Source organism: Mycobacterium kyogaense (genome assembly GCF_036946525.1).
Lineage (GTDB): Bacteria > Actinomycetota > Actinomycetes > Mycobacteriales > Mycobacteriaceae > Mycobacterium > Mycobacterium kyogaense_A.
Genome location: NZ_JAQIIY010000022.1, coordinates 48,263 through 74,391 on the forward strand (window position 1 = coordinate 48,263; position 26,129 = coordinate 74,391).

A 26,129-nucleotide genomic window follows, 5' to 3' on the forward strand; every position below is an offset into this window, starting at 1 on the left:
TGGCGCGCAGACTCGGTGCGCAGGACCGCACCATGATCAACGTCGGTGTCTTCACCGTCGTGATGCTGCTCGTCGCCGGCATGCTGGTCGTGGTGTTCGGCGAGTTCCGCTTCGGTTCGGACAAGGACTATCACGCGACCTTCACCGATGCCTCGCGGCTCAAGGCCGGTCAGGACGTGCGCATCGCCGGTGTGCCCGTCGGGGCGGTCAAGGACATCAAGCTCAACGACGACAACACCGTCGACGTCGCCTTCAGCCTCAACGAGCGCTATCAGCTCTACACCTCGAGCAAGGCGCTGGTCCGCTACGAAAACCTGGTGGGCGACCGGTACCTCGAGATCGCCTCGGGCCCAGGTGATCTGGTGAAACTCCCACCTGGTGGCACCATCACCAACACCGCCCCGGCTCTCGATCTGGATGCGTTGCTCGGCGGACTGAAGCCGGTCTTCAAGGGCCTGGACGGCCGGAAGATCAACGAGGTCAGCAGCGCGATCATCGAGTTGCTGCAGGGTCAGGGCGGCGCGCTGTCTCAGATGCTGTCCTCCACCAGCGCGTTCACCCAGGATCTGGCTGCGCGTGATCAGCTGATCGGAGACCTGATCACCCATCTGAACACGGTGCTCGGCACAGTCGACGAGAAGGGCGCCGAGTTCGACGCCACCGTCGACAAACTGCAGAAGGTGCTGACCGGGCTGGCGCAGGGCCGTGATCCGATCGCCGGCGCCATCGGCCCGCTGGCCTCGGCCACCAACGATCTGACCGAGACGCTGGAGAAGAGCCGCCGACCGCTGCAGGGTGTGCTGGAGAACGTGCGGCCTCTGGCGCAGCGGATGGACGAGCGCAAGGGCGACATCAACAAGGTCATCGAGCCGCTCGCGGAGAACTACCTGCGGCTCAACGCACTCGGCGCCTACGGCTCGTTCTTCAACATCTACTACTGCTCGATCCGCATGAAGATCAACGGGCCCGCCGGCAGCGACATCCTGATCCCGTTCGGTGGCCCACCGGACCCGTCGAAGGGGAGGTGCTCTGAGAATGGCTAGACCTGACGGTGGAAACCCCTTGCGCACCGGCATCTTCGGCATCGTGCTGGTGACCTGCCTGGTCCTGGTGTCTTTCGGCTACAGCAACCTCCCGTTCATGCCGCAGGGCAAGCCGTACGAGGCGTTCTTCACCGACGCCGGTGGCATCTCCCCGGGTAACGACGTCAACGTCTCCGGGATCAACGTCGGCAAGGTCAAGAGTGTGGCGCTGGCCGGCGACACCGCGAAGGTGACGTTCACCGTCGACCGCAAGATCCGGGTCGGGGACCAGTCGTTGGTGGCGATCAAGACCGACACCGTGCTCGGCGAGAAGTCGTTGGCTGTGACGCCCAAGGGCGGCGGTTCGGTGACGTCGATCCCGGTGGGCCGCACCACGACTCCGTACACGCTCAACACGGCGCTGCAGGATCTTGGGCAGAACGCCAGCGAGCTGGACAAGCCGCGGTTCGAACAGGCGCTGCAGACGCTGACCGACTCGCTGCGCGATGCCAAGCCGCAGCTGCGTGGTGCCCTCGACGGCGTCACGAACCTGTCGCGAAGCCTGAACAAGCGCGACGAGGCCCTCGAGCAGCTGCTCACCCACGCCAAGCGGGTCACCGACACGCTGGCGCAGCGGTCCGGCCAGGTCAACCAGCTCATCATCGACGGGAACATGCTGTTCGCTGCTCTCGACGAGCGCCGCCAGGCGCTCAGCAATCTCATCGGCGGGATCGACGATGTCTCCCAACAGCTCTCGGGTTTCGTCGCCGACAACAAGCGGGAGTTCGGCCCGGTATTGAAGCAGCTGAATCTGGTGATGGACAACCTGTTGGAACGGCGCGAGCACATCGGTGAGGCGCTCAAGCGGCTGCCGCCGTATGCGACCGCGCTCGGCGAAGTGGTCGGCTCGGGCCCCGGATTCCAGATCAACCTCTACGGTCTGCCGCCCGCCACGCTGTCCGAAGTCCTGCTCGACACCTACTTCCAGCCGGGCAAACTGCCTGACAGCCTTGCCGACTACCTGCGCGGATTCATCTCCGAGCGGCTGATCATCAGGCCGAAGTCGCCATGACGCAATCAGATTCGTCCTCCTCGAAGGGTCGCGTGCTGCGTATCGCACTGGCGGCCGTGCTCGTCGTCGCCTTGGTGTCGGCGGTGTACCTGGTGTGGCCGTCGCGGGGCGGCAACAAGGTGGTCGCTTACTTCCCGTCGGCGGTCGGCCTGTACTCCGGCGACGAGGTGCGTGTGATCGGTGTCCCGGTGGGGCGCATCGACTCGATCGAACCGCGTGCCAAGGACGTCAAGATCACGATGTCCATCGACGACGGGGTCAAGATCCCGGGCAACGCGCAGGCGCTGATCATCTCGCCGAACCTGGTCGCGGCCCGGTTCGTGCAGTTGGCGCCGGCCTACACCGGAGGCCCGGTGATGGCCGACGGTGCCGAGATCGGTCTCGACCGCACCGCCGTCCCGGTGGAGTGGGACGAGGTCAAAGAGCAACTCACGCAACTGAGCAGTCAGCTCGGCCCGCAACAGAACTCGGTGCAGGGACCGCTGAAGGCGTTCGTCGACCAGGCGGCCGACACCCTCGACGGCAACGGGGATTCGTTCCGGTCGGCGATCCGCGAGTTGTCCCAGACCGCCGGGCGCCTCGGCGACTCCCGAACCGACCTGTTCGGCACCATCCGCAACCTGCAGGTGCTCGTCAACGCGCTGTCCAACAGCAACCAGCAGATCGTGCAGTTCACCGACCACGTCGCGTCGGTGTCGCAGGTACTCGCCGACAGTTCCGCCGATCTGGACAACACGCTGGGCACGTTGAACCAGGCGCTCTCCGACGTCAAAGGCCTTCTGGGAGAGAACAACAAGGCGCTGATCGACCAGGTGTCCAAGCTGACGGACTTCACCAACCTGCTCACCGAACACAGCGACGACATCGAGCAGATCCTGCACATCACGCCCAACGGCCTGGCCAACTTCTACAACATCTACAACCCCGCGCAGGGCACCGTCGGCGGTCTGCTGACGCTGCCGAACTTCGCCAATCCGGTGCAGTTCATCTGCGGTGGCACCTTCGACATCGGCGCCAACCCGGACAACTACAAGCGCGCGGAGATCTGCCGCCAGCGGATGGGGCCGGTGTTCAAGCGCATCGCGATGAACTTCCCGCCGCTGCTGTTCCACCCGATCAACAGCATCACCGCCTACAAGGGGCAGATCCAGTACGACACCCCGGAGACGGAAGCCAAGGCCCAGACGCCGGTGCCGTATCTGCAGTGGCAGAACGCCCCGGGGACGACGCCGCCGCAGATCGCCCCCGGTGGAGCGGATCTGGCTGCGCTGTTCGCGCCGACCGCACCGACTCAGGGTTCAGGCCCGGCACCCGGTCCCGCGCCTGCGCAGGGTGCCGGCCCCGCTCCGGGTCCCGCGCCAGGACCCGCACCCGCTCCGACGGGGGGCAACTGATGATCCGCAAGGTCATTCGTCCCGCGCTCGCGCTGGGCACCCTGACGGTGTTGGTGTCCGGCTGCGAGTTCGGTGGGCTGAACTCCCTCGACATGCCGGGCACCTCAGGTCACGGCGCGGGTTCCTACACCGTCACCGTCGAGTTGCCGGATGTGGCTACGCTGCCCCAGAACTCGCCGGTGATGGTCAACGACGTGACCGTGGGGAGTGTGTCGGGCATCGACGCCGTCCAGCGCCCCGACGGGACGTTCTACGCGGCGGTGAAGCTGTCGCTGGACAAGGACGTCAACCTGCCCGCCAACGCGATCGCGAAGGTCGCGCAGACCTCGCTGCTGGGCTCCCAGCACGTCGAGTTGGCAGATCCCCCCGAGAAGCCCATCGGCCGGTTGGAGAACGGCTCGAACATCCCGCTGGACCGCACCGGTCGCTATCCGACCACCGAAGAGGTGCTGTCGTCGCTCGGTGTCGTGGTCAACAAGGGCAATCTCGGTGCGCTGCAGGACATCACCGAGGAGTTCTACAACGCAGTCGTCGGTCGGCAGGGCACCTTCACCGATCTGATCCCGCGGCTGGCGGAGCTGACGTCCTCGCTGGACCGGCAGACCGACGACATCATCTCTGCCGCCGAGGGACTCGACCGCTTCGCCGGCATCCTCTCGCGCAGCAAGGACAGTCTGGGCCGCACCCTGGACACCCTGCCCGCGGCCCTCGATGTGCTGGACCGCAATCGGGCCAACATCGTCGACACCTTCACCGCGCTGCGCCGACTGGCCGTGGTGGGGTCGAAGGTCCTCGCCGAGACCAAGGTCGACCTGGCCGCCGATCTGAAAGATCTGTTCCCGGTGGTCAAGTCACTCAACGACAACGCCGACGACCTCATCAAGAGCCTGGAGCTCCTTCCCACGTTCCCGTTCCACTACCAGTACCTGCGCAAGGCTGTCCGCGGCGACTACCTCAACGTCTTCGTCACGTTCGACCTGACCCTGCGTCGTCTGGGCGAGACGGTGTTCACCACCTCGCTCGGACTCGACCCGAACATGAAGCGGCTCAACGAGGTCATCAACCCCCCGGACTTCCTGACCGGCGAGCTGGCGAACCTCTCGGGTCAGGCGGCGGACCCCTTCAAGATCGCGCCGGGAACGGCCACCCAGCACGAGGGGACACCGTAGATGCTGGACAGGCTCTCCAAGATCCAACTGTCGATCTTCGCGGTCGTGACCGTGTTGACCGTCGGCGCCATCTCGATCTTCTATCTACGGGTGCCCGAGGCGATCGGGTTGAACTCCTATCAGGTGACGGCCAACTTCACCGCGGGCGGCGGGCTCTACCAGAACGCCAACGTCACCTACCGCGGTGTCACGGTGGGTCAGGTGGAGTCGGTCGGCCTGTCCGACAACGGCGTCGTCGCGCACATGAGGCTCGACAGCGGAACGCCGGTGCCGGCCAACGTGACCGCGACCGTCAAGAGCGTCTCGGCCGTCGGCGAACAGTACGTCGATCTGGTGCCACCCGATGATCCCGCCGGTGACGAGCTGCGCAACGGCGCGGACATCCCGGTGAGCCGCACCGCGATCGGGCAGGACATCGCCGGATTGCTGCAGCAGGCGGACTCCCTGGTCAACAGCGTCGGCAACAGCCGGATCAAGGACCTGCTGCGGGAAACGTTCAAGGCATTCAACGGGTCCGGGCCGGAGCTCGCCCGACTGATCCAGTCCGCGCGCCTTCTCGTCGACGAGGCCAACGCCAACTACGGGCAGACCACCCAATTGATCGACCAGGCCGGCCCGTTCCTGGACGCGCAGATCGCCAGCGGTGACAACATCCGGTCTCTGGCCGACGGGCTGGCCCGGTTCACCGGCGAGGTCGCCAACGCTGACCCACAGCTGCGTACGCTGCTGCAGACCGCCCCCGGCGCCGCAGGCGTCGCGAACGAGACCTTCGAGGGCATCCGCCCCAATTTCCCCATGCTCGCGGCGAATCTGGCCAACCTGGGCCGGATCGGGGCGATCTACCACAAGTCGATCGAGCAGGCCCTCGTGATCTTCCCGGCCCTGATGGCCGGCCTGAACACCGTGGCCGGCGGCGTGCCCGCCGACGAGGGCGGCAAGCTCGATTTCAAGATCCATCTCAACGATCCGCCCACCTGCTCGGTCGGGTTCCTGCCGCCGACGACCATCCGCTCGCCGGCGGACACGACGCTGCGCGAGTTGCCGACCGATCTGTACTGCAAGACACCGCAGAACGATCCCTCGGTGGTGCGCGGTGCGCGCAACTACCCGTGCCAGGAGTTCCCGGGCAAGCGCGCCCCGACGATCCAGCTGTGTCGCGACCCCAAGGGCTACGTGCCGATCGGCACGAACCCGTGGCGCGGGCCGCCGGTCCCGCTGGGCACGCCGATCGAGGATGGACGGAACATCCTGCCGCCCAACAAGTTCCCCTTCATCCCGCCGCAGGTGGACCCGGATCCCGGCCCGCCGGTGGTGCAGCTGCCCCCGGGCGCGGTGCCCGGGCCCGGCCCTGCCCCGCACGCACCGTTCCCGCTTCCGGTGCCGCCGAACGAGCCGGGGACACCTCCTCCGCCGTGGCCGTACTTCGCGCCGCCGGATCAGGTGGTGCCGCCGTACGGCCGTACCCCACCCGCGCCGCCGGCTGCTCCCGCACCGGCAGCACCGCCCGCAGAGGCACCCGCTCCCGGGGCTCCCGCGGCTCCCTCGGGCCCGCTGCTGCCCGCCGAGGCGGTGCCGCAGCCGGGTGCACCGGTGCCGCAGGCCGCGGGACCCGCGATGGCGACCTACGACCAGAACGGCAAGTTCGTCGACCCTGCCGGCGGAACTGGCACGTTCGCTGGTGGAACTGACAAACTGGCGCCTGCAGAGAACTGGGTCGATCTGATGTTGGCCCCGAAGCAGCTATAGGCAGGACGAGTTGGTAGAAGCTAGCCCGCGTGAAGCGAGCCGGCCCCCGCGGCGTCGCGCCTCCCGCGCCGCCGGGCCGGCGTCCGGTACCGAACCGGAATCCCTCGCCGTGGTCCTCGACACCCCAGGGACCACCACGGCCCGCCGTTCCGTCTCGGCGTCGGCGGCGCCACCGCCGCGCCGGCGGGCCAACCGTGGCCTCGTCGCGTTGGTGTCGCTGCTGACCCTGCTCGTGCTGCTCGGCGCGCTGGGTGGCGGGGTGGCGTGGATGCTGCACCAGCAGCGGGCCCAGGAGGCTGAGCTGGCGCGCGACCAACGGTTCGTCGACACGGCCTCGCAGTTGGTGGTCAACATGTTCAGCTACACGCAGAACGACATCGACGACAGCGTGAACCGCTTCGTCAACGGCACGACCGGACCGCTGCGCGACATGCTCAGCCAGGGCAACAACGTCGACAATCTCAAGGCGATCTTCCGCGACACCAACGCCAGCTCCGAAGCGGTGATCAACGGCGCCGCACTCGAGAAGGTGGACCAGGTCAGCGGCAACGCCGCGGTGCTGGTGTCCGCGCGCGTGACGGTGACCGACGTCGACGGCACCAACAAGCCGTCGCAGCCCTACCGCATGCGGGTGATCGTGCACGAGGACGACAACGGGCACATGACGGGCTACGACCTCAAATACCCCGACGGCGGCAACTGATGGGAAAGTGGGCCGCGCGGCTGCTGGCCGCCGTCGCCGTGCTGCTGTCGCTGGGCGTGGTGGCGCTCGGTGGCATCGGCGGCTGGCTCTACTGGGACAGGGTGCAGCTGCAGGGTGAACAGGCGGCTCGCGATGAGCTGGCTCCGCTTGCCCAACAACAGATTCCCCAGGTCTTCGGCTACGACTACCAGACGGTCGAGGGCAGCCTGGGCAAGGTGTACCCGCTGCTGACGCCGAGCTACCGCCGCGAGTTCGAAGACCGTGCCACCAAGGACATCATCCCGCAGGCGCGCGACCGTCAACTGGTCAGCCAAGCGAACGTGGTGGGCGTGGGAGTGCTGGAGGCGCAACGCGATTCGGCGTCGGTGATGGTCTACATGAACCGCACCGTGACCGACAAATCCCGCCAGCCCATCTACGACGGCAGCCGCCTGCGTATCGATTATCAGAAGATCGACGGCAAGTGGCTGATCAACTACATCACGCCGATCTAGAGTCGGCCAGCGCGTCGAGGAAGGCGCGCGCCCAGCGGTCCACGTCGTGGGCCAGCACCTGCCGACGCAATGCCCGCATCCTGCGCCGACCCTCCTCCGGGGTCTGCGTCAGCGCCGCCTCGATCGTGTCCTTGACGCCCTCGAGGTGGTGCGGGTTGGTCAGGTAGGCCTGCCGCAACTCGGCTGCCGCACCGGTGAATTCGCTCAGCACCAGGGCTCCGCCAAGATCACTGCGGCACGCCACGTACTCCTTGGCCACCAGGTTCATGCCGTCGCGCAGCGGGGTCACCAGCATGACGTCGGCGGCGACGTAGAACGCGATCAGATCTTCCCGGGGCACTGGGCGGTGCAGATAGTGCAGCACCGGGTGCCCGACCTGTCCGTACTCGCCGTTGACGTGGCCGACTTGGCGCTCGATGTCCTCCCGCATCGCGATGTAGCTCTCCACCCGCTCGCGGCTCGGCGTCGCCAGCTGCACCAGGACGGTGTCCTCCGGGTCGATACGGCCCTCGTCGAGCAGTTCCGAGAACGCCCGAAGCCTCACGTCGATGCCCTTGGTGTAGTCCAGGCGGTCGACACCCAGCAACACCTTGCGCGGGTTCCCGAGGTCAGCGCGAATCTCCCTGGCGCGCTGCCGGATTCGGCGGGTGCGTGCCTGCTGGTCGAGGTCGCCGGAGTCGATCGAGATCGGGAACGCGCCGACCTTGACGGTGCGGAAGCCGACGAACACCTCGCCGAAGCGGGATCGGACACCGACATTGCCGCGAGAGGTGTTGGCACCCACCAGTCTGCGGGACAGGATGAGGAAGTTCTGCGCGCCGCCGGGCAGGTGGAATCCGACCAGGTCGGCACCGAGAAGGCCTTCGACGATCTCGGTGCGCCAGGGCATCTGCATGAACAGTTCGACCGGCGGGAAGGGGATGTGCAGGAAGAAGCCGATGGTCAGGTCCGGCCGCAGCATTCGCAGCATCTTCGGGACCAGCTGCAGCTGGTAGTCCTGCACCCACACCGTTGCGCCCTCGGCGGCGATCCGTGCCGTCGCTTCGGCGAAGCGGCGGTTGACCTCGACATAGCGGTCCCACCACTGCCGGTGATAGATCGGTTTGACGATCACGTCGTGATACAGCGGCCACAGGGTCGCGTTCGAGAAACCCTCGTAGTACTCGGCGACGTCGTCGGCGGACAGCCGCACCGGCACCAACGTCATGCCGTCCTGCTCGATGGGTTCGTCGAAGCTGTTTGGGTCGTCGGCCTCTTCGGGAACGCCGGGCCACCCGATCCAGGCGCCGCTGCGCTTGCGCAGGAGCGGTTCGAGGGCGGTCACCAGTCCACCCGGGCTGCGCTTGTACTCCGTGGAACCGTCGGGCCGGCGGACGATGTCGATGGGGAGGCGATTCGCGACGACGACGAAGTCGGCCGACGCGGTTGGGCCCGAGCGGTCGTCTGGGCCGCTCGGATCAGGCATTATGCGTCGAGCTTCGCCGGTCCGATGCCGAGCATCGACAAGAAGACCCGGCATTCGTCGGGGTCGGTGGAGTAGGCGGCGACCACGCGTCGCGCCTGGCGCTCGGTGCTGTCGGCGATGGGCTCGACGTCGCCGATCTCGGCGGGGTCAGGTTTGGCAGGCATGGGGACAACTCTAGCCAATGTGGGCCCGGGAGCCGAAGCCCGTTCGCGGCGGCAGCCGGTGCCGTATAACTAGAACACGTTCTCGTTTTGATGTGGTGGAAGGTGGGTGGATGCAGCTCTCTGATGCGATGCTGTCCGGGCGAACGGTGCTGGTCACCGGCGGCGGGAGTGGAATCGGCAAAGGGGTCGCCGCCGCGGCCGTCGCGGCAGGTGGGAACGCGATGCTGATGGGCCGCAACGCGGACAAGCTGGCTGCGGCCGTCGAGGAAATCGGTGGCTCGGTGCGCTACGAGCCCGGCGATGTCACCAACGAGGACGAGGTGGCCCGCACGGTCGACGCGGCGACGGCGTGGACGGGTCGGCTGGACGGCGTCGTCCACTGCGCCGGCGGCAGCGACACGATCGGCCCGATCACCCAATTGGACTCCGAGGCTTGGCGGCGGCTGGTCGACCTCAATGTCAACGGCACGTTCTACGTGCTCAAGCACTCGGCACGGGCGATGGTGCGCGGCGGCGGGGGATCGTTCGTCGGCATCTCCTCGATCGCGGCGAGCAACACCCACCGCTGGTTCGGTGCCTACGGTGTGTCGAAGGCTGGCGTGGACCACCTGATGCAGCTGGCCGCCGACGAACTCGGCCCCTCGCTGGTGCGCGTGAACTGCATCCGCCCCGGCCTGATCCGCACGGATCTGGTGGCGGCGATCTTCATGTCGCCCGAGGTGAGCGGTGACTACGCGGCGGCCACCCCGCTGCCCCGTCCCGGTGAAGCCGAGGACGTCGCCAACGCCGCGATGTTCCTGCTCAGCGATGCGTCCAGTTACATCACCGGGCAGCTGATCAACGTCGACGGCGGCATGATGCTGCGCCGCGGACCCGACTTCTCGGCGCTGCTTGAACCGGTCTTCGGGGCCGACGGTCTGCGCGGCGTCGTCGCGGACTAGTCGCTCTGGTCGTGGTGGATGCGGCCGCGCGTCGCTCTCAACGGCCTGCCCTCACCGCCCCACCGGTGGGCGATGATCTCCGCGGCGATCGACACCGCTGTCTCCTCGGGGGTGCGGGCACCGAGATCGAGCCCGATCGGGCTGGACAGCCGGCTCATGTCGTCGTCGGTCAGGCCGGTGTCCCGCAGGCGGCGCATCCGATCCTCGTGGGTGCGCCGCGATCCCATCACGCCGACGTAACCGATCTCGGGCAACCGCAACGCCACCTCGAGCACCGGCACGTCGAACTTCGCCTCGTGGGTGAGCACACAGATCGCGGTCCGCGCGTCGAGGGCGCCGCGCTGGGCCTCCCCGGCCAGGTAGCGGTGCGGCCAGTCGACCACCACGTCGTCGGCCGCGGGAAACCTCGCCGCGGTGGCGAATACAGGCCGGGCGTCGCAGACCGTGACCCGGTAGCCCAGCAGGGCTGCCTGGGCGGCCAGCGCAGTGGCGAAGTCGATGGCCCCGATGATGATCATCCGTGGCCGCGGGGCATGACTGGCGACGAACACCTCCATCCCGGCCTCCTGCCGTTGTCCGTCCGGGCCGTAGCTCAGAACGCAGGAGCGACCCGCCGCCAGCAGGCCCCTGGCGTCGTCGACGATCGCGTCGTCCGCGCGCTCGGATCCCACTGAGCCGTCGGCGAAGTCGGGCCCGACGACGATCCGACGACCGTGTCGCAGCGGGTCGGGATGGTCGATGACGGTGGCCACCGCCACCGCGCGATGCGCGGCGATGTCGTCGGCGACGGCCTGCAACTGTGGAAACGTCTGGCGCGACACCGGTTCGGTGAAGACATCGATGATGCCGCCGCAGGTCAACCCCACGGCGAACGCCTCGTCGTCGCTGACGCCGTACCGCTGCAACTGCGGGCGACCGCTCGCCACGACGTCGCCCGCCACCTCGTAGACCGCGGATTCGACGCAGCCGCCCGAGACGGAGCCGGCAACGGCACCGTCGGGGGTCACCACCATGGCCGCGCCGGGCGGGCGTGGTGCGGAGCGCATCGTGCGGACCACAGTCGACAGGCCCGCGGTGCCGCCGGCCCGCCAGACGGTCAGCAGCTCGTCGAGCACGTCGCGCACGTGCGCAGTCTAAGCCCGGTGAAGACCCATTACACCTTGGTCAGATCGGTGTGCATCAGCATCACGTTGTAGCTCGACCACAGCGAGAGGTTGAAGTACAGATCCGACCCGGTGCCCAGTGTGGACGGAGACCACGGGTGCAGCATCGGTGCGTAGATGCCGCCGGACTGCTGAGTCATCAGGACGGTGGCATCCGACCAGGCGCCCTCGGGGGTGTCGGCGGTCCGCATCACGATGCTGTTGTTCTGATCGCCGTACAGGATGATGTATTTGCCCAGGTATTCGTTGTACTGCACCGACATTTCGCTGACCGTGTAGCCGGGTTTGGTGAAACCCAGGAAACCGCCGGACTTTCCGATGATCGCCGTCGCCGCCGACGGATTCCCCTTCACCCAGCTGGCGGGCGTGGTGCCCAGCCAGCTCTTCGAAGCAGCCTTGTAGTACTCGTATTTCGAGGGATCGAGGATGTTCTCGGGCGTCACGCGCGATAGGTAGGCCGCACCTTGGCGACCGTTCGGTGTGCCGTACGCGTAGATGTAGCCGTCATCGCCCTTGACGAAGGCCGACTGCTGGAAGTTCTTGTTGCCGCTGAGGAATGAGTTGTAGCGAATGCTCTTCGGGTCGATGGTGAAGTTCTCGCCGTTGTCCGTCGAGTAGCCCATAGCCGAGTAGTTGGTGGTCCACTTACCCGCCGAACCCCACTTGCTGACCGACATGTAGCTGACGTACTGGATGGTGCCGTACGGCGTGTCCTTGGTGACCGGCACGTTGACCGAGACACCCGCGGTCGGAATCATCGTCACCGAACTCGGCAACCACTTCTCGGGGTTGATGATCGGGCGCGCGTTCACCGGACCGTCCAGCGGTGCACCGCCGAAGTAGTTACCGGTGAACCACTCTCCGTTGGGGATCGTGATGCCGTCGCTCAGGTTGGTGTCAGAGCTGCGGAACAGCGTGTTGAAGATGTGCCGGCCCGTCATGTTGGGCCCGCTGAACGTGTCGCCGACGGCGATCAGCACCTGGTGTTCGTTGTAGGGGGTGGTCGGGTCGTCGACCATGCCGTTGTCCCACATGGTGCCGACGTCGGTGCCCCACACGCTGAACCGGTCGACCGTGTTGGCCTTCAACGGGTCGCCGTAGGAGTAGCCGCCGGTCACCCAGCTGACGAAGTTGGTCGATGGGCTGACCTGAGGGTTCAGCCACGGCGAGTACGGCGTGACCGCGGCGGCAGCCAGCGCAGCGGCCTGCGGAGTGTCGGTGGTCAGGCTCGCGGTGGCGACGCGCGTGGTGCGCGCGGCCGACAGCGTCTCGAGCTCGCGCCGTGCCACCGACAGCAGCGCGAACAGGAACGGCGGCGGTGCCGTCTGGCCCTGCCCCGCGTCGGCTTTCTGGTGCGCCCAGTCGACCATGCTGCGGGCGACCTCGACGACGGCCTTGACGACCGGTCTGTCGATGGGTCTGTCGATCTGACGTTCGGGCGCGGCGGTCTCCGGTGCGGCGCGCAGCAGCGTCGAGCGCAACGAGACGCGGGGCGGCTCGGCCGGGTCGGGGGAGACCACCTGAGTGCGTCGCGCCGACCGCGACGGCGCCGGCGTCGAGTCGGGGGCCGCGTCGGTGGCTTCCGACGTCGTGTTCGCGCTGTCGGGCCTGGTGTCAGGTCGGGTGTCAGGCTTCTTCCATGACGGCCGCTTCGAGGGCTTTTCGGCCGGCTTCGCGGAGGTATCGGCTGTATCGGCGGTGTCAGGTGTGTCCGTCTTGTCGGCCTTGCCGAACCGCCGTGGCTTCTCGGCGCGGTCGGATCTCGGCGTGGTGCGTGCCTTCGGGCCCGCGGCGCTCGAGGGCTTCTCTGCCGACGACGTCGACGACGTGGCCGACGACGAGGCCGACGACGATGATGCCGAGGGCGAGGCGGTGTCATCGGCCCATGCCTGACCCGCGAACACCGCCGACCCGATGCCCAGGGCGACGGCCAGGGCGCCGACGCGCCCGATGTGCGCTGCGGAACTCAACAGAAAACCCCTTTTGAAACCGGTTTCGTCCCCCGACGTACACGTCATTCAATCGCATCTCACAGGAGTCGGCCAGCAAAAGGGCGTAAAGGCCCCGATTTCGTTTCGGGACTGTGATCGTTGGTATTTCCCTTCGTCGCGGCGGGGCCTGCAAACCTGCTTGCCGCGACTGCGGGCGTCAGACCGCCCGTCGTGGAGCCCCCTGTCAGGATTGAACTGACGACCTACGCTTTACAAGAGCGTTGCTCTACCGCTGAGCTAAGGAGGCGTGAAAGGTCAGCTTAACGGCTGGGCAGTCACTCTTCGACATCGATCACCCGCTGCGGTGTCGACGGTCGCGCGATGAATCGGGCGCGCGGACGCCGCCCCGGCAGCGGGATGCGGTCGGCGATGTTGCTCAGCGGGTTCACCACCTGACTCAGCACGATCACGGCCTCACGTAACGCCTCGATCGTCGGCTCGAGTGCCTCCAGACCCGGGGTCAACCGGTTCAAGGTGTCCGCGACCGTCGCGAGCTGTTCCAGGGGGCCGTTGCGGGCGGTGAGAGTGTCCACCACGCCGCCTTCGGCGAACAGACGGTCGGCCACCCCGTCCTCGGCGAGCAACCTGTCCACCAGCCCGTCCTCGGCGAGCAGCTGATCGACCAGGCCGCCGGGCTCGATGGCACGCATCAGCCCGCTGTTGTCTTCGGTCAGCCGCTCGAGCGCTCCGCCGGGGGCCGTCAGCCTGTCGACCACACCGCCGGGCCGCAGCAGGCGGTCCAGGGCGCCGTCGGGCGCCAGCGCACGGCCCAGCGGCTGGTCCTCGTCCATCAGGCGAGCCAGCCGGTTGGCCCGCTCCACGGCATCCTGGACGCCGATCATCGCGGCGAAGGAGGTGGGTGGCTGGCGGACTCCGCTCCCGGGTTCACCGAGCGCCTTGCGCGCGATGCCCAGCCCTCCGCCGGCCATCCCGAGCCCGGCATCGGCCACGGCCAGACCCACCCGTACCGGCGTCAATGCGAGATCGCTGAGGGATCTGGCGAGGTTCATGCGCTCAGTCTAGGAACAGCGCAAGAATGAACTCACAGGAACCACACAGCGAGCGTGCAGCAGTTTTCCAATTCAGGGGTTGAAACTGAGGACCATGGCCATGCCAGTGCAGGAAAGCATCCCCGAAGCTCGGATCCTCGTGGTCGACGATGAGACCAACATCGTCGAGCTGCTGTCCGTGAGCTTGAAGTTCCAGGGTTTCGAGGTGCACACGGCATCCAACGGTCCGGCCGCACTCGACCTCGCGCGCGAGATGCGCCCCGACGCCATCATCCTCGACGTGATGATGCCCGGCATGGACGGCTTCGGGCTGCTGCGCAGGCTGCGTGCCGACGGGATCGAAGCCCCGGCGCTGTTCCTGACCGCACGCGACTCCCTGCAGGACAAGATAGCCGGGCTGACCCTCGGCGGCGACGACTACGTGACCAAGCCGTTCAGCCTCGAAGAGGTGGTGGCCAGGCTGCGGGTGATCCTGCGCCGAGCGGGCGGCGGGGTGCAGGAGCCGCGCACCTCGCGGCTCAAGTTCGCCGATATCGAGCTCGACGAGGACACCCACGAGGTGTGGAAGGCCGGCGATCCCGTGTCGCTCTCGCCCACGGAATTCACCCTGCTGCGGTACTTCATCATCAACGCAGGCACCGTGTTGTCGAAGCCGAAGATCCTCGACCACGTCTGGCGCTACGACTTCGGCGGCGACGTCAACGTCGTCGAGTCCTACGTGTCCTATCTCCGCCGCAAGATCGACACCGGGGACAAGCGTCTGCTGCACACCCTGAGGGGTGTGGGGTATGTACTTCGCGAACCCCGGTGACAATGGGGATGTGCCCCACATCAGACGCGGGATCCCGCTTCGAGTAGGACTGGTCGCAGCGACGTTGCTGCTGGTCGGCTGCGGGCTGCTGGCCTCGGGCATCGCAGTCACGACGATCATGCATCACACGCTGATCAACCGCGTCGACGACACCTTGCGTGACGCGTCGCGGGGCTGGGCCCAGGTGCCCAGGCAGTCACCCGCCGACCCGGAGGACCAGGGCCCGAACACGGGCAGGCCGCCCTCGGACTACTACGTGCGGGTCATCGAACCCGGCGGCAGCGCATGGGTCGCGGTCAACGACAGTGATGCCGAACCCGCGTTGCCCGCCGACAACGACGTCGGCCCTGACCCGGTCACGGTCGGAAGCAAGGGCGACTCCCCGGTGGAATGGCGAGCGATGACGGTGCCGGGAGCCGACGGGGAGCTCACGACGGTCGCGATCGATCTCTCTGATGTGAAGTCGACGACCCGGGCGCTGGTCGCCGCGCAGATGGGCATCGGCGTCGCGGTGCTGCTCGTGCTCGGCATCGTCGGATACGCGGTCGTGCATCGCAGCCTGCGCCCGCTCGCCGAGGTCGAACAGACCGCCGCCGCCATCGCCGCGGGACAGCTGGATCGACGCGTTCCCGAACGGGATCCCCGCACCGAGGTCGGACGGCTCTCCCTGGCGCTGAACGGCATGCTCGCCCAGATCCAGCGTGCTCTGGCGTCCTCCGAGTCGTCGGCTGACCAGGCGCGCGAATCCGAGGACCGGATGCGCCGGTTCATCACCGACGCCAGCCACGAGCTGCGGACCCCACTGACCACGATCCGAGGCTTCGCCGAGCTGTACCGCCAGGGTGCGGCCCGCGACGTCGAGATGCTGATGGGCCGCATCGAAAGCGAATCCCGGCGGATGGGTCTGCTGGTCGAAGACCTGCTGCTGCTGGCCCGGCTCGACGCGCAGCGGCCGCTGGAGCAGCGCCGCGTGGATCTTCTCGCCCTGGCCAGCGACGCCGTACACGACGCGCAGTCGATCGCACCGCGCCGGCCGATCCGTATGGAGGTGTTCGACGGCCCGGGGACCCCCGAGGTCCTCGGCGACGAGGCGCGACTGCGTCAGGTGCTGTCCAACCTCGTCGCCAACGCCCTGCAGCACACTCCCGAGACGGCGGCGGTCACCGTGCGGGTCGGCACCGAGGGAGACTCCGCGGTCCTCGAGGTGCGCGACCAGGGGCCGGGGATGAGTGTCGAGGACGCCCAGCGGGTGTTCGAGCGCTTCTATCGCGCCGACTCGTCGCGGGCCCGCGCCAGCGGCGGCACGGGTCTGGGGTTGTCCATTGTCGACTCGCTGGTCTACGCCCACGGCGGCACGGTGGGGGTGACCACCGCGCCGGGACAGGGGTGCGCGTTCCGGGTGAGCCTGCCGCGCATCGCCGAGGCTGCTGAGGCCACCGAGGGCCGAGCGCCCGCCTCGGTCGACGTCCCGGTCAGCTGAGCTCGGCCAGCGCCGCCTTGATGCGGCGCTGCGCCTCGTCGAGCGATTCCGGCGACGGGTCGTTGTCCACGTTCGCGAAGCCGAAGTCGGCCAGGTCGCGTGCGGGGAAGACGTGCACGTGCAGGTGCGGCACCTCGAGACCGGCGATGATGACGCCGGACCGCTCGGTGTCGAAAGCCTTGCACACCGCCTTGCCGACCAGCTGGCAGACCTCCATGACGCGGGCGAAGTCGGGGGCGTCGATGTCCTGCCAATTGTCGATCTCCGCGCGTGGCACCACCAGCGTGTGACCCTGCGTCATCGGCTGAATCGTCAGGAACGCCACCACCTCGTCGTCTTCGTAGACGAATCGGCCCGGCAGCTCGCCGTTGATGATCTTGGTGAAGACGGTCGCCATGGCACCGAGCATTCCATAGCCTGGCGCCATGCTGGGTTTGATGCAGGACCGACCATTACTGATCTCGTCGCTGATCGACTACGCCGCCGCGTTCCACGGGGACGCGGAGATCGTGTCGCATGTGACCGAGGGCCCCAGGGGCACGGTGCGCCGCTCCTCGTGGCGCGAGGTCGGCGACGTGTCCAAACAGGTGGCCAACGCGCTGACCGAATGGGGTGTGGAAGCCGGGGACCGCGTCGCCACGCTCGCCTGGAACAGCGACCGCCATCTCGCGCTGTACTTCGGCGTCTCGGGCTCGGGCGCGGTGATGCACACTGTGAACCCGCGGTTGTTCCGCGAGCAGATCGTCTACATCATCAACCATGCCGAGGATCGAATCCTGTTCTTCGACACCACGTTCGCGCCGCTGGTCGCCGACATCGCGGCCGAGCTGACCACCGTGACCACCTACGTCGCGATGGCTGACCGCGCCCACATGCCCGAGGTGCCCGGATTACCCGACGGTGCGCTGCTGTGCTGGGAGGACGTCATCGGGCGCCAGTCCACGCACTACGACTGGCCGGAGTTCGACGAGCGCAGCGCGTCGTCGCTGTGCTACACCTCCGGCACCACCGGCAATCCCAAAGGTGTTCTGTACTCACATCGTTCGACGATGCTGCACACCCTGATGGCCGCGGCGCGCGACGCCAACGACGTGCACAGCGGATCGGTGATCCTGCTCGTGGTGCCGATGTTCCACGCCAACGCGTGGGGCACTCCGTACACCGCGGCGATGGTGGGCGCCAAGCTGGTGCTGCCCGGCCCTCACCTCGACGGCGAATCGGTGTACCAGTTGATGAAAGCCGAAGGGGTGAACCAATCCCAGGGCGTGCCGACGGTGTGGATGATGCTGTTCTCCTATCTCGACGCCCACCCTGAGATCGACCCGCACGAACTCGGCCTGCGGATCGCGGGCACGGGTGGCGCGGCGCTGCCGCTGTCGATGATCGAACGGTTCGACCGGGACTTCGGTGCGCAGGCCATGCAGGGGTGGGGCATGACCGAGACCTCCCCGCTGTGCGTCATCGGCCGGCTGCTGCCCAAGCACGACGGGCTGCCGCTGGCCGAGAAGAACCAGATCATGCTGAAGCAGGGGCGCGGGATCTGCGGTGTCGAGTTGAAGATCGTCGACGACGACGGCAACCGATTGCCCTGGGATGGCGAGGCTTTCGGTGAGGTGTGGTTGCGCGGGCCGTGGATCGCGAGCGGCTATTACCGCGGGGAGGGCGGGGAGAAGCTCGACGCGGAGGGGTTCTTCCCGACCGGCGACGTGGCGACCATCGACCCCGACGGGTATCTGCAGCTGGTCGACCGCGCGAAGGACGTGATCAAGTCGGGCGGCGAGTGGGTCAGCTCGATCGACCTGGAGAACGCCGCGCTGGGACACCCGGCGGTCGCCGAGGCCGCGGTCATCGGGGTTCCGCACCCGAAGTGGCAGGAGCGTCCGCTGCTGGTCGCCGTGCTGCGCGAGGGTCACAGCGCAACTCGGGAGGACGTCCTCGACTACCTGTCCGGCGAAGTCGCCAAGTGGTGGCTGCCCGATGACGTGGTGTTCGTCGACGAGCTGCCGCACACCGCGACGGGCAAGATCCTCAAGCTCGAGCTGCGCAAGCAGTATCGCGACCACGAACTTCCCGGCGTCAGCTCCTGACCTGCTCCGAGACTTTCTGGGAGATCTCCGCGATCGCCCACGGCGGTGCGTCGTGGTGGTCGCGGTACGCCACGATCTGCGGCGTGGGCCGGCCGAAGCGTCCGACGAAACCGCCTGCGGCGATGAAGATCTGGCCGGTGATGTCGGCGGCGAGGTCACTCGCCAGATAGGCGTAGGTGGGGGCTGCGTACTCCGGCGGCGCGGCGTCGAGCGCTCCCGCCATGCTGACGTCGTCGAGCAGACCACGACGGTTCAGCTCGGTGATGTGCGCCTCGTAGTCCGGGCCGCTGGACAGCCGCGTCTTCGCTCCCGGGCACACCACGTTGGCGCGCACTCCGTGCTCGGCGAGTTCAGCGGCGACGGCCAACGTCAGGCCGTTCACGGCGCCCTTACCGGCCGGATAGCCGGTGCCCCCGTAGTCACCGAGGAACGCGAACGATCCGGTGTTGACGATCGCGCCGGACCGCTGCCTGGCCATCAACGGCGCAGCGGCCCTGCAGGTCTGGAACACGGTGCCGAGATGAGCGTCGACGAGCTCCTGGAACTGCGTGGCGGTGGCGGTGAGGATCGACGAGCCGGCCGGTTCGGCCGTACCGGCGCAGTTGACCAGGATGTCGATGCGGCCGAACTCCCGCACGCACTCGCCGATCAACGCATCGGCGACCGCGGGATCAGCCGGTGAACCCGCCACCCCGACGGCGCCGGGGATGCTGCCTACGGCGTCGTCGACGGCGCCGGAATCCCGGCCGTTGACGACGACACCGGCACCGAGGTCGGCCAGCAGAGAAGCGACGGCCCGCCCGATTCCGCGTGTGCCACCGACGACGACCGCGGCGCGGCCGGCCAGCTCGTTAATGCGTGGTTCCCGCTTCGGCGGACGTCGCCTCGGTGAACGTCATCGCGTCCATGTTCCAGTACCCGCGCAGATTCGTGATCAGCCCGGCGTCGTCGACCCGGTAGGTGAACGCGCCACGCACCGTCGCGACGAAGCCGTTCGGGAACGTGGTCTCCAGCACCAAGATGTAGGCGATCTCGTGAGGACTGCTGGACGGGAACGTCTCCTCGCACATGACGCGGAGCTGGTTGGGTCCGATGTTCGTGTCGAAGAAGGCGGACACCGCCTCCTTGCCACGCACCCCGGTGCCGTCGGGGTTGGTGATGGCCTCCCCGATCGGGTCCTCGATCACGATGTCATCGGACATCAGGGCCAACCAACCGTCGCGGTCACCGCTCTGCACGCAGCGCCACGACGCCTGCGACGCCGCGACCACCGGTGCCAACGTTGCCTCGGTCATCGCGGCCTACCGATCGGCGTCGGTGTAGCGGATCACGCCGCGGATGTTCCTGCCCTCCAGCATGTCCCGGTACCCGTCGTTGATCTGCTCCAGCTTGTACTGGCGCGTCACCATGTCGTCGAGATTCAACCGGCCCGACTTGTACATCGACAGCAGCTGCGGGATGTCGAAGTGTGGGTTGCCGCCGCCGAAGATGGTGCCCTGCAGGTTCTTCTGGAGCAGGGTGAGCATCGACAGGTTCAGCGTGACGTCGGAGTTGGCCATGTTGGCGACCGCGGTGACCACGCAGGTGCCGCCCTTGGCGGTGATGTTGAGGTAGTTGTCGATCTCTTCGCCCTTGAGCTCACCGGTGGTGATGATCGTCTTCGACGCCATCCGTCCCTGCGTGGTCTCAGCGACACCCATCATCGCGGCGCCGATGTCGGGGTAGGCGTGCGTGGCGCCGAATTTGAGCGCCTGGTCGCGCTTCCATTCGACCGGGTCGATCGCGAAGATGTTGCGGGCGCCCGCGGTCAGCGCACCCTGCAGGGCGCCCATGCCGACGCCGCCGATGCCGGCGATCACGACGTCGTCACCGGGGCGCACATTCGCGCTGCGCACGGCCGAGCCGTACCCGGTGGTGACGCCGCAGCCCACGAGGCAGGCCACCTCGAACGGGATCGACGGATCGATCTTCACCACCGAGCTCTTGTGGACGACCATGTACGGGCTGAACGTGCCGAGCAGCGTCATGGGGATGACGGGCGTGCCGTCCTTGACGGCATGGATGCGGTGCGTGTTGTCCGAGACTGCGGTGCCCTGCAGCAGCATCGCGCCCAGATCGCAGAGGTTGCGCATGCCCGCCTGACAGGAGGGGCAGGTGCCGCAGGAGGGGATGAAGGACAGCACCACGTGGTCGCCCGGCTCGAGGCCCTCGACGCCCGGCCCGACCTCGGTGACGATGCCGGCGCCCTCGTGTCCGCCTAGCACCGGGAAGCCCGCCATCGGAATGTCGCCGGTGACCAGGTGATGGTCCGAGTGGCACATGCCCGAGGCTTCCATCTGGATCTTGACCTCGTCCTTGACGGGGTCGCCGATCTCGATCTCCTCGATCGACCAGGGCTGGTTGAACTCCCAGATCAGGGCGCCTTTGGTCTTCATATCTCCTGCTTTCGACGAGTGCTCGTGCAATCCAGACTAGAGGCTCTAGTTAGCCACATCACACCGCCCCAAGCAACTGCTTGGTGGCTCACCAGATCGAGACGGGCGCCTCGCCGATCGGGTAGTAGCCGGGCAGTTTCTCGCCGGCCAGCGAGCGCTCGATGCGCTTCTGCATCGTGGGCGTGAGGTCACCGGACTCGATGAGCTTCATGAAGGCCTTCTGCACGTGCCCGAAGTCGAAGAAGTCCCGCTGCCATTCGATCAGCAGCTGGTCGTTCAGCCGGAACCAGCTGCCGCCGATGCCGTAGATCTCGTCGCTCGAGCCGTCGCTCTTGTTGGCGATCTGCTTCCAGAAGCCGACGATCTCGTTCTGCTTGTCGTCGATGAGCACCTTCTGGTACTCGTACACCCAGTTCTCCAGGCCTTCCATCTCCAGACCCAGTGCGACATCACGGATCTCGTCCTTGTTGACGCACATGACGTCTTCCTTGGGGCCGATGTTCCAGCCGTAGGTCGCATCCTCGGTGTAGAAGTCTGCCAACGGTTTCCAGTCACCGGCGGCCTCGGCGGCTCGGTTGGCGTCCAGCCAGCGCTGTACCCAGTCTTCCAGTTGTTCGCGGGACGCCATCGTCACTCCTCTGTGTTGTCGACGGAAATGTCGGTGATGGAAAGGGCTCGGGTAGGGCACATCTCGACGGCCAGCTCCACCGCGTCGCGGAGCTCGTCGGGAGGTCGGGCGTCGAGGATCTCGACCGCGCCGCGTTTGGGAACACGGAACACGTCCGGTGCCTCCAGCTCACACATGGCGTGCCCCTGGCACAGGTCCTCGTCGAGTTCGATCCGGTAGCACCCCACGGTCAGGCCTTCTCGATCCGCCTGCGGTAGCGCACCGTCGCCGGTCGGGCCAGCTGCACCACCATCTTCGAATGGTCGTTACGGTAACTCTCGGGTGGCTGCGCCATCTCGAACTCGTACTCGCGCAACAGGACCGAGAAGATCGCCTTGATCTGCATCTGGGCGAAGGCGGCGCCGACGCAGCGATGTTTTCCGGCCCCGAACGGGATCCAGGTCCACCGATTGATCAGGTCTTCTTGGCGTGGCTTGTCGTATCGGTCGGGATCGAAGTCGTCGGGGTCCGGAAAGTCTTCGGCGATGCGGTTGGAGATCGCGGGGGAGGCGGCGACCATCTGTCCCTTGTGGATGGGATGGCCGGCCACCTCGAACTCGTCCTGAGCCACCCGCATCAGGATGATCAGCGGGGGATGCAGTCGCAGGGTCTCCTTGAGGGCGTTGTCGATCTTCGGAATCTGGCGCAGCGCATGGAAACTCACCTCCTGACCGTCGGCGTAGAGATCGTCGAGTTCCTGCTGCACCTGCGCGTAGTACTCGGGGTGACGCAGCAGCTCGATCAGGGTCCAGCTCGAGGTGCCCGAGCTGGTGTGGTGGCCGGCGAACATCAGCGAGATGAACATGCCGGTGACCTCGTTTGCCGAGAACCGGGGGTTGCCCTCCTCGTCCTTGATCGAGACGAGCACGTCGAGCAGGTCGCGATCGCTCTTGTCGGTCGGCGGGTTCGCGATGCGCCCGGTCATCACCTCCTGCACCAACTCGACCAGACTGGCTCGCGCCTCGTCACGGATGCGGAAGCTGTCGATCGGGAGATACGGGTCGACGTAGCAGAGCGGATCGGTGCCGCGCTCGAGAAGGTGGTAGTAGTTCGCGAACCGGGAATCGAGCTGATTGCGGAACTTCAGACCGATCAGGCATGCCGTCGAGGTGTAGATCGTCAGCTCGGCGAAGAAGTCGAGCAGGTCGATCTCACCGTCGTCGCCCCAGTTCTCGATCATCCGGCGGACTTCGTTCTCGATCGTCGCGGCGTGGCCCTTCATCTGCTCACCGCGTAAAGCGGTGTTGTGCAACATCTCCGCCCTGCGCTCGGGGTCGGCGTCGAACACCACGCCCTCACCGAAGATCGGGGTCATGAAGGGGTAGGCCTCGGCCTGGTTGAGCTCGCTGTCGGTGGAGCGGAAGAAGAACTCGTTGGCCTCCGCGCCGGAGAGCATGACGACCTGCTTGCCGGCGAGCTGGAACCAGCCGACGTCACCGCACTCGTCGCGCAACCGCTGCATCAGACCGATCGGGTCGGTGCGGAACTCCTCGAGGTGGCCGTGCTCCTCCTCACCCCCGGAGACCCGGGGGACCGCCGTCGTCGTGGTCATGCGAGATTCTCCTCGTCGAGCGTGAGCCGCTGGCGATCTTTCGTCTGTGTCAGTGGCGCTTCCGGCTGCAACTCCATGTTCGCGATGAAGCCGCCGCGGGGTGTCTCGGCGACGAACGTGATGGCCCGTGCCAGATCTGCTGCGCGCAGGAAGTAGTCGTGGCGAGCCTGTCCCCACTTGGCCCAGTCCTCCAGGGCGGGCCCGATCAACTCGGCCGGCAGGCTCCATCCCATCGACGTCTTCGTGGGCCCCGGGTGCACGATGGACGCGCGCACGCCCGTGCCCTCGAGCTCCATCTGGTAGTTGTTCACCATCGCGACCAGCGCTGCCTTTGCCGCGCCGTAGGCCCCCATATGTGGCCGTTGCCGCAGCGCCACATCGGAACCCACGAAGATGAGGTCGCCGCGTTGCCGCTCCAGCATGCCCGGCAGCACGGCGGTGGCCACCCGGTTGGCGCCGATGAGGTGGATCTGCACCTGCGATTCGAAACTCTCGGTGCTGATCGAGTCGAGCTTGCCGAAGTAGGTGTCACCCGCCCCGGCGACCAGCACCTCGATGTCACCGAGCTCGGAGGTCGTCTGCTCGACACAGGCCTTCACCGAATCGGGATCGGTCACATCGAGATGGACGGCGATCGCCTCACCCCCGTCGGCGCGGATCTGGCCGACGAGCTCCTCGAGCTTCTCGACCCGGCGGGCGCCGAGCGCAACGGGGAAGCCGCGGGAGGCCAGGTCGACGGCAGTTGCGGCGCCGATACCGGAGGATGCGCCGGCGACGAGCGCCGGTCTGCGGTCGGGCAGGGGTTCGAAACGGGGCATCAGCGCACTTTCACGTCGATGGGCAGGTGGGCGAACCCGCGCACGTTGCTCGAGTGCACGCGGACGGCGTTGTCCTCGTCCACCTCGTAGCCGCGGATCCTGGCGAACAGTTCGGACAATGCGACACGGGCCTCCATGCGGGCCAGGTGGGCGCCCAGGCAGAAATGCGCACCGCTGCCGAAACTCATGAGCTTGGAGCCGATCTCGCGACCGATGACGAAGTCGTCGGGGCTGTCGAACACGCGCTCGTCGCGGTGCGCCGAGCCGGGCAGGAGCAGCACGATGTCACCGTCGGGGATCACGGTGTCGTAGAGCGTGAGCTCGCCGTCGACGGTGCGGGCCAGGATCTGACTGGACGTGTCGAATCGCAGCGTCTCCTCGACCCACGGCGCCACCCGGCTCAGGTCGGCGTACACGGGCTCCAGCTGATCAGGATTGCGGTGACCCCAGAACGCCGCGTTGGCGAGAAGTTTGGTGGTGGTCTCGTTGCCGGCGATGACCATCAGGAACATGAATCCGAGGATCTCGTCGTCGGTGAGGCGATCACCGTCGATCTCGGCCTCTAGGAGCGCTGAGGTGAGGTCGTCGGTGAGCTGCCGGCGCCGCTGCGCGACCATGTCCTGGTAGTAGACGATCAGGTTCAGCGACGCCTCGATCGCCGCGGGCGGCACATCCGTGACGCCCTCATCGCGGTGCATCACCCCGTCGGCCCACGCCCGCACCTGCGCGCGGTCGGCTTCGGGGACACCCATCAGTTCGGAGATCACGTCCATCGGCAGCTTGCCGGCGAACTCGTCGACGTAGTCGACGGTCTCACCGGCGGCGGCCTTCTCGAGCATCGTGTCCAGGTGGCGTACGGCGATCTCGGTGACGCGAGGTTCGAGTTCGCGAATGCGGCGCGGCGTGAACCCCTTCGAGACCAGAGTGCGCAGCCGCAGGTGGGCGGGATCGTCCATGGCGAGAAACGACATGGTCTTCGAGGCATGCGGGCCGCGTGACGCCGGATCCAGGGACACGCCGAACTTGTTGGACAGCGAGGTGCTGTTGCGGAATCCGGTCAGCACGTCCTGGTGTCGCGAGAGCGCCCAGAACCCCAACTCGTCGTTGCGGTACAGCGGTGCCTCGTCCCGCAGGCGACGGTAGTAGGGATACGGGTCCTCGTGAAAGGCGTAATCGTAGGGGTCGAGCAGGATTTCGCTGGTCGTCATGACTCGTCTCCGACGATGAGGCCCACCACGTAACTGAGGCGATCGGCGATCTGGTGATAGGTGAAGGCGCCGCTACCGGCGTTGACCAGCGCGCCGAAGAACGTCATCTCCAGCGCCGCCAGTGTGCGTGGGTCGGCATCGGGGCCGACGGCGGAGCGGATTCGGCGATGGATCTCCGCGCCGATGCGGTCCCGGACCGCGCGGACCGCAGGATCGCCACCCGAGAGCAGGGCCGTGGTGCAGGCCGCCGCCACCTCGGGTTCGTCGGCCAGGGTCAACGCCATGGCGCGCAACGTCTTCTCGACCCGGCCCGCTGTGGTGTCGTTGACGTCGGTGAAGTACTCGACCTGGCGGACCAGGTCCAGGTAGATCTCCGCGATCAGGTGGTTCTTCGACGAGAAGTAGGTGTAGGCGGTCGCGGGCGCCACCTTGGCGCGTGCGGCGACTGCCCGCACGGTCAGCTCTGCGTACGACGACTCCCGCAGCATCGCCATGCCCGCGTCGAGCACCTTGCGGAAGGTTTCCTCCTGCCGCCGGTTGCGGCGGGAAGCCTGATCCGCGCCGGAGATCGCGGTGACGGCATCACTGGACACATGTCCAACGTATCGGAATCCTGTACCGACAGGCAAGTGATCGATGAAAAGAGCTGTACGAAGCCAGAATCAACGAAGGTGAGGCGGTCGTCCTTGCCTGCTGTCGACCGCACCGCTATGGTGCGTCGGAGGGCTTTGTCAGAC

27 protein-coding genes and 1 tRNA gene are annotated in these 26,129 nt (G+C 67.1%); 12 read left to right on the top strand and 16 right to left on the bottom strand.

What is annotated here, in order from left to right; translation table 11 throughout:
- Positions 1–32 precede the first annotated feature (32 nt).
- The 7 genes from PGN37_RS18955 to PGN37_RS18985 are packed head-to-tail and all read left to right on the top strand — an operon-like array spanning position 33 to position 7,600.
- Positions 33–1,043, top strand: a complete 1,011-nt coding sequence (locus PGN37_RS18955; protein WP_335332632.1) for an MCE family protein — start codon at positions 33–35, stop codon at positions 1,041–1,043.
- On the top strand, positions 1,036–2,094 hold the full coding sequence (locus tag PGN37_RS18960; protein ID WP_335332545.1) for an MCE family protein: 1,059 nt from the start codon (positions 1,036–1,038) through the stop codon (positions 2,092–2,094). Before PGN37_RS18955 ends, PGN37_RS18960 begins: the two co-directional genes overlap by 8 nt.
- Positions 2,091–3,488: an MCE family protein gene (locus tag PGN37_RS18965; RefSeq protein ID WP_335332546.1), complete on the top strand. Its 1,398-nt coding sequence runs from the start codon at positions 2,091–2,093 to the stop codon at positions 3,486–3,488. Before PGN37_RS18960 ends, PGN37_RS18965 begins: the two co-directional genes overlap by 4 nt.
- Positions 3,488–4,657 (top strand): MCE family protein, encoded by a 1,170-nt coding sequence (locus PGN37_RS18970; protein WP_335332547.1) that lies wholly within the window; start codon positions 3,488–3,490, stop codon positions 4,655–4,657. The genes PGN37_RS18965 and PGN37_RS18970 overlap by 1 nt, the downstream gene beginning before the upstream one ends.
- Positions 4,658–6,403: a virulence factor Mce family protein gene (locus tag PGN37_RS18975; protein WP_335332548.1), complete on the top strand. Its 1,746-nt coding sequence runs from the start codon at positions 4,658–4,660 to the stop codon at positions 6,401–6,403.
- Between the two features lie 10 nt (positions 6,404–6,413).
- Entirely contained in the window at positions 6,414–7,106 is a 693-nt protein-coding gene (locus PGN37_RS18980) for a mammalian cell entry protein (protein ID WP_335332549.1), read from the top strand.
- Complete coding sequence (locus PGN37_RS18985; protein ID WP_335332550.1) at positions 7,106–7,600, top strand: mammalian cell entry protein; 495 nt, start codon at positions 7,106–7,108, stop codon at positions 7,598–7,600. The genes PGN37_RS18980 and PGN37_RS18985 overlap by 1 nt, the downstream gene beginning before the upstream one ends.
- Here PGN37_RS18985 and PGN37_RS18990 read toward each other — a convergent pair.
- Together PGN37_RS18990 and PGN37_RS18995 are read right to left on the bottom strand one after the other, a co-directional pair.
- Positions 7,587–9,065, bottom strand: a complete 1,479-nt coding sequence (locus PGN37_RS18990; RefSeq protein WP_335332551.1) for an alpha,alpha-trehalose-phosphate synthase (UDP-forming) — start codon at positions 9,063–9,065, stop codon at positions 7,587–7,589. The two genes, PGN37_RS18985 and PGN37_RS18990, sit on opposite strands and share 14 nt — an antisense overlap.
- Positions 9,065–9,229 carry a hypothetical protein gene (locus PGN37_RS18995; protein ID WP_162938363.1) on the bottom strand — a complete coding sequence of 55 codons (165 nt, stop codon included), beginning with the start codon at positions 9,227–9,229 and terminating at the stop codon, positions 9,065–9,067. Before PGN37_RS18995 ends, PGN37_RS18990 begins: the two co-directional genes overlap by 1 nt.
- A gap of 110 nt (positions 9,230–9,339) precedes the next feature.
- Between PGN37_RS18995 and PGN37_RS19000 the strand changes: the two genes are divergently transcribed.
- Complete coding sequence (locus tag PGN37_RS19000) at positions 9,340–10,170, top strand: SDR family oxidoreductase (RefSeq protein ID WP_335332552.1); 831 nt, start codon at positions 9,340–9,342, stop codon at positions 10,168–10,170.
- On the opposite strand, the gene PGN37_RS19005 is transcribed toward PGN37_RS19000, so the two are convergent.
- Together PGN37_RS19005 and PGN37_RS19010 are read right to left on the bottom strand one after the other, a co-directional pair.
- Entirely contained in the window at positions 10,167–11,294 is a 1,128-nt protein-coding gene (locus tag PGN37_RS19005) for an XdhC family protein (protein ID WP_335332553.1), read from the bottom strand. The two genes, PGN37_RS19000 and PGN37_RS19005, sit on opposite strands and share 4 nt — an antisense overlap.
- A gap of 29 nt (positions 11,295–11,323) precedes the next feature.
- Positions 11,324–12,853, bottom strand: a complete 1,530-nt coding sequence (locus PGN37_RS19010; RefSeq protein WP_335332554.1) for a DUF4185 domain-containing protein — start codon at positions 12,851–12,853, stop codon at positions 11,324–11,326.
- A 4-nt stretch (positions 12,854–12,857) separates the two neighbouring features.
- Between PGN37_RS19010 and PGN37_RS19015 the strand changes: the two genes are divergently transcribed.
- Complete coding sequence (locus PGN37_RS19015; RefSeq protein WP_335332555.1) at positions 12,858–13,226, top strand: hypothetical protein; 369 nt, start codon at positions 12,858–12,860, stop codon at positions 13,224–13,226.
- A 270-nt stretch (positions 13,227–13,496) separates the two neighbouring features.
- Here the strand turns inward: PGN37_RS19015 and PGN37_RS19020 are convergent.
- Together PGN37_RS19020 and PGN37_RS19025 are read right to left on the bottom strand one after the other, a co-directional pair.
- Positions 13,497–13,571 (bottom strand) — tRNA-Thr (locus PGN37_RS19020).
- 28 nt (positions 13,572–13,599) lie between these two features.
- A complete protein-coding gene (locus tag PGN37_RS19025) occupies positions 13,600–14,334 on the bottom strand; it encodes a hypothetical protein (RefSeq protein WP_335332556.1) in 735 nt (244 codons plus the stop codon).
- A gap of 94 nt (positions 14,335–14,428) precedes the next feature.
- Here PGN37_RS19025 and PGN37_RS19030 point away from each other — a divergent pair, with 94 nt between their 5' ends.
- Positions 14,429–15,145 carry a response regulator transcription factor gene (locus tag PGN37_RS19030; RefSeq protein ID WP_335332557.1) on the top strand — a complete coding sequence of 239 codons (717 nt, stop codon included), beginning with the start codon at positions 14,429–14,431 and terminating at the stop codon, positions 15,143–15,145.
- On the top strand, positions 15,123–16,625 hold the full coding sequence (locus tag PGN37_RS19035) for a sensor histidine kinase (protein ID WP_335332558.1): 1,503 nt from the start codon (positions 15,123–15,125) through the stop codon (positions 16,623–16,625). Before PGN37_RS19030 ends, PGN37_RS19035 begins: the two co-directional genes overlap by 23 nt.
- Here PGN37_RS19035 and PGN37_RS19040 read toward each other — a convergent pair.
- Complete coding sequence (locus tag PGN37_RS19040) at positions 16,618–17,022, bottom strand: HIT family protein (RefSeq protein ID WP_335332559.1); 405 nt, start codon at positions 17,020–17,022, stop codon at positions 16,618–16,620. The genes PGN37_RS19035 and PGN37_RS19040 overlap by 8 nt on opposite strands.
- Before the next feature lie 28 nt (positions 17,023–17,050).
- Between PGN37_RS19040 and PGN37_RS19045 the strand changes: the two genes are divergently transcribed.
- Entirely contained in the window at positions 17,051–18,712 is a 1,662-nt protein-coding gene (locus PGN37_RS19045) for a long-chain-fatty-acid--CoA ligase (RefSeq protein WP_335332560.1), read from the top strand.
- Here PGN37_RS19045 and PGN37_RS19050 read toward each other — a convergent pair.
- The 9 genes from PGN37_RS19050 to PGN37_RS19090 all read right to left on the bottom strand — a co-directional run bounded on the left by PGN37_RS19050 (position 18,702) and on the right by PGN37_RS19090 (position 25,985).
- A complete protein-coding gene (locus tag PGN37_RS19050; protein WP_335332633.1) occupies positions 18,702–19,568 on the bottom strand; it encodes an SDR family NAD(P)-dependent oxidoreductase in 867 nt (288 codons plus the stop codon). The two genes, PGN37_RS19045 and PGN37_RS19050, sit on opposite strands and share 11 nt — an antisense overlap.
- Entirely contained in the window at positions 19,564–20,007 is a 444-nt protein-coding gene (locus tag PGN37_RS19055) for a nuclear transport factor 2 family protein (protein WP_335332561.1), read from the bottom strand. Before PGN37_RS19055 ends, PGN37_RS19050 begins: the two co-directional genes overlap by 5 nt.
- Positions 20,008–20,013: 6 nt before the next feature.
- Positions 20,014–21,147 (bottom strand): NDMA-dependent alcohol dehydrogenase, encoded by a 1,134-nt coding sequence (locus PGN37_RS19060; protein WP_335332562.1) that lies wholly within the window; start codon positions 21,145–21,147, stop codon positions 20,014–20,016.
- Positions 21,148–21,235: 88 nt separating this feature from the next.
- Positions 21,236–21,775 (bottom strand): nuclear transport factor 2 family protein, encoded by a 540-nt coding sequence (locus PGN37_RS19065; protein WP_335332563.1) that lies wholly within the window; start codon positions 21,773–21,775, stop codon positions 21,236–21,238.
- A 2-nt stretch (positions 21,776–21,777) separates the two neighbouring features.
- Complete coding sequence (locus PGN37_RS19070) at positions 21,778–22,002, bottom strand: ferredoxin (RefSeq protein WP_335332564.1); 225 nt, start codon at positions 22,000–22,002, stop codon at positions 21,778–21,780.
- A 2-nt stretch (positions 22,003–22,004) separates the two neighbouring features.
- The gene (locus tag PGN37_RS19075; protein ID WP_335332565.1) at positions 22,005–23,366 is read right to left on the bottom strand and encodes a cytochrome P450; all 1,362 of its coding nucleotides are present in this window, start codon (positions 23,364–23,366) and stop codon (positions 22,005–22,007) included.
- The gene (locus PGN37_RS19080) at positions 23,363–24,184 is read right to left on the bottom strand and encodes an SDR family oxidoreductase (RefSeq protein ID WP_335332566.1); all 822 of its coding nucleotides are present in this window, start codon (positions 24,182–24,184) and stop codon (positions 23,363–23,365) included. The genes PGN37_RS19075 and PGN37_RS19080 overlap by 4 nt, the downstream gene beginning before the upstream one ends.
- Entirely contained in the window at positions 24,184–25,392 is a 1,209-nt protein-coding gene (locus PGN37_RS19085) for a cytochrome P450 (RefSeq protein ID WP_335332567.1), read from the bottom strand. Before PGN37_RS19085 ends, PGN37_RS19080 begins: the two co-directional genes overlap by 1 nt.
- A complete protein-coding gene (locus PGN37_RS19090) occupies positions 25,389–25,985 on the bottom strand; it encodes a TetR/AcrR family transcriptional regulator (protein WP_335332568.1) in 597 nt (198 codons plus the stop codon). Before PGN37_RS19090 ends, PGN37_RS19085 begins: the two co-directional genes overlap by 4 nt.
- Between the last annotated feature and the right edge of the window lie 144 nt (positions 25,986–26,129).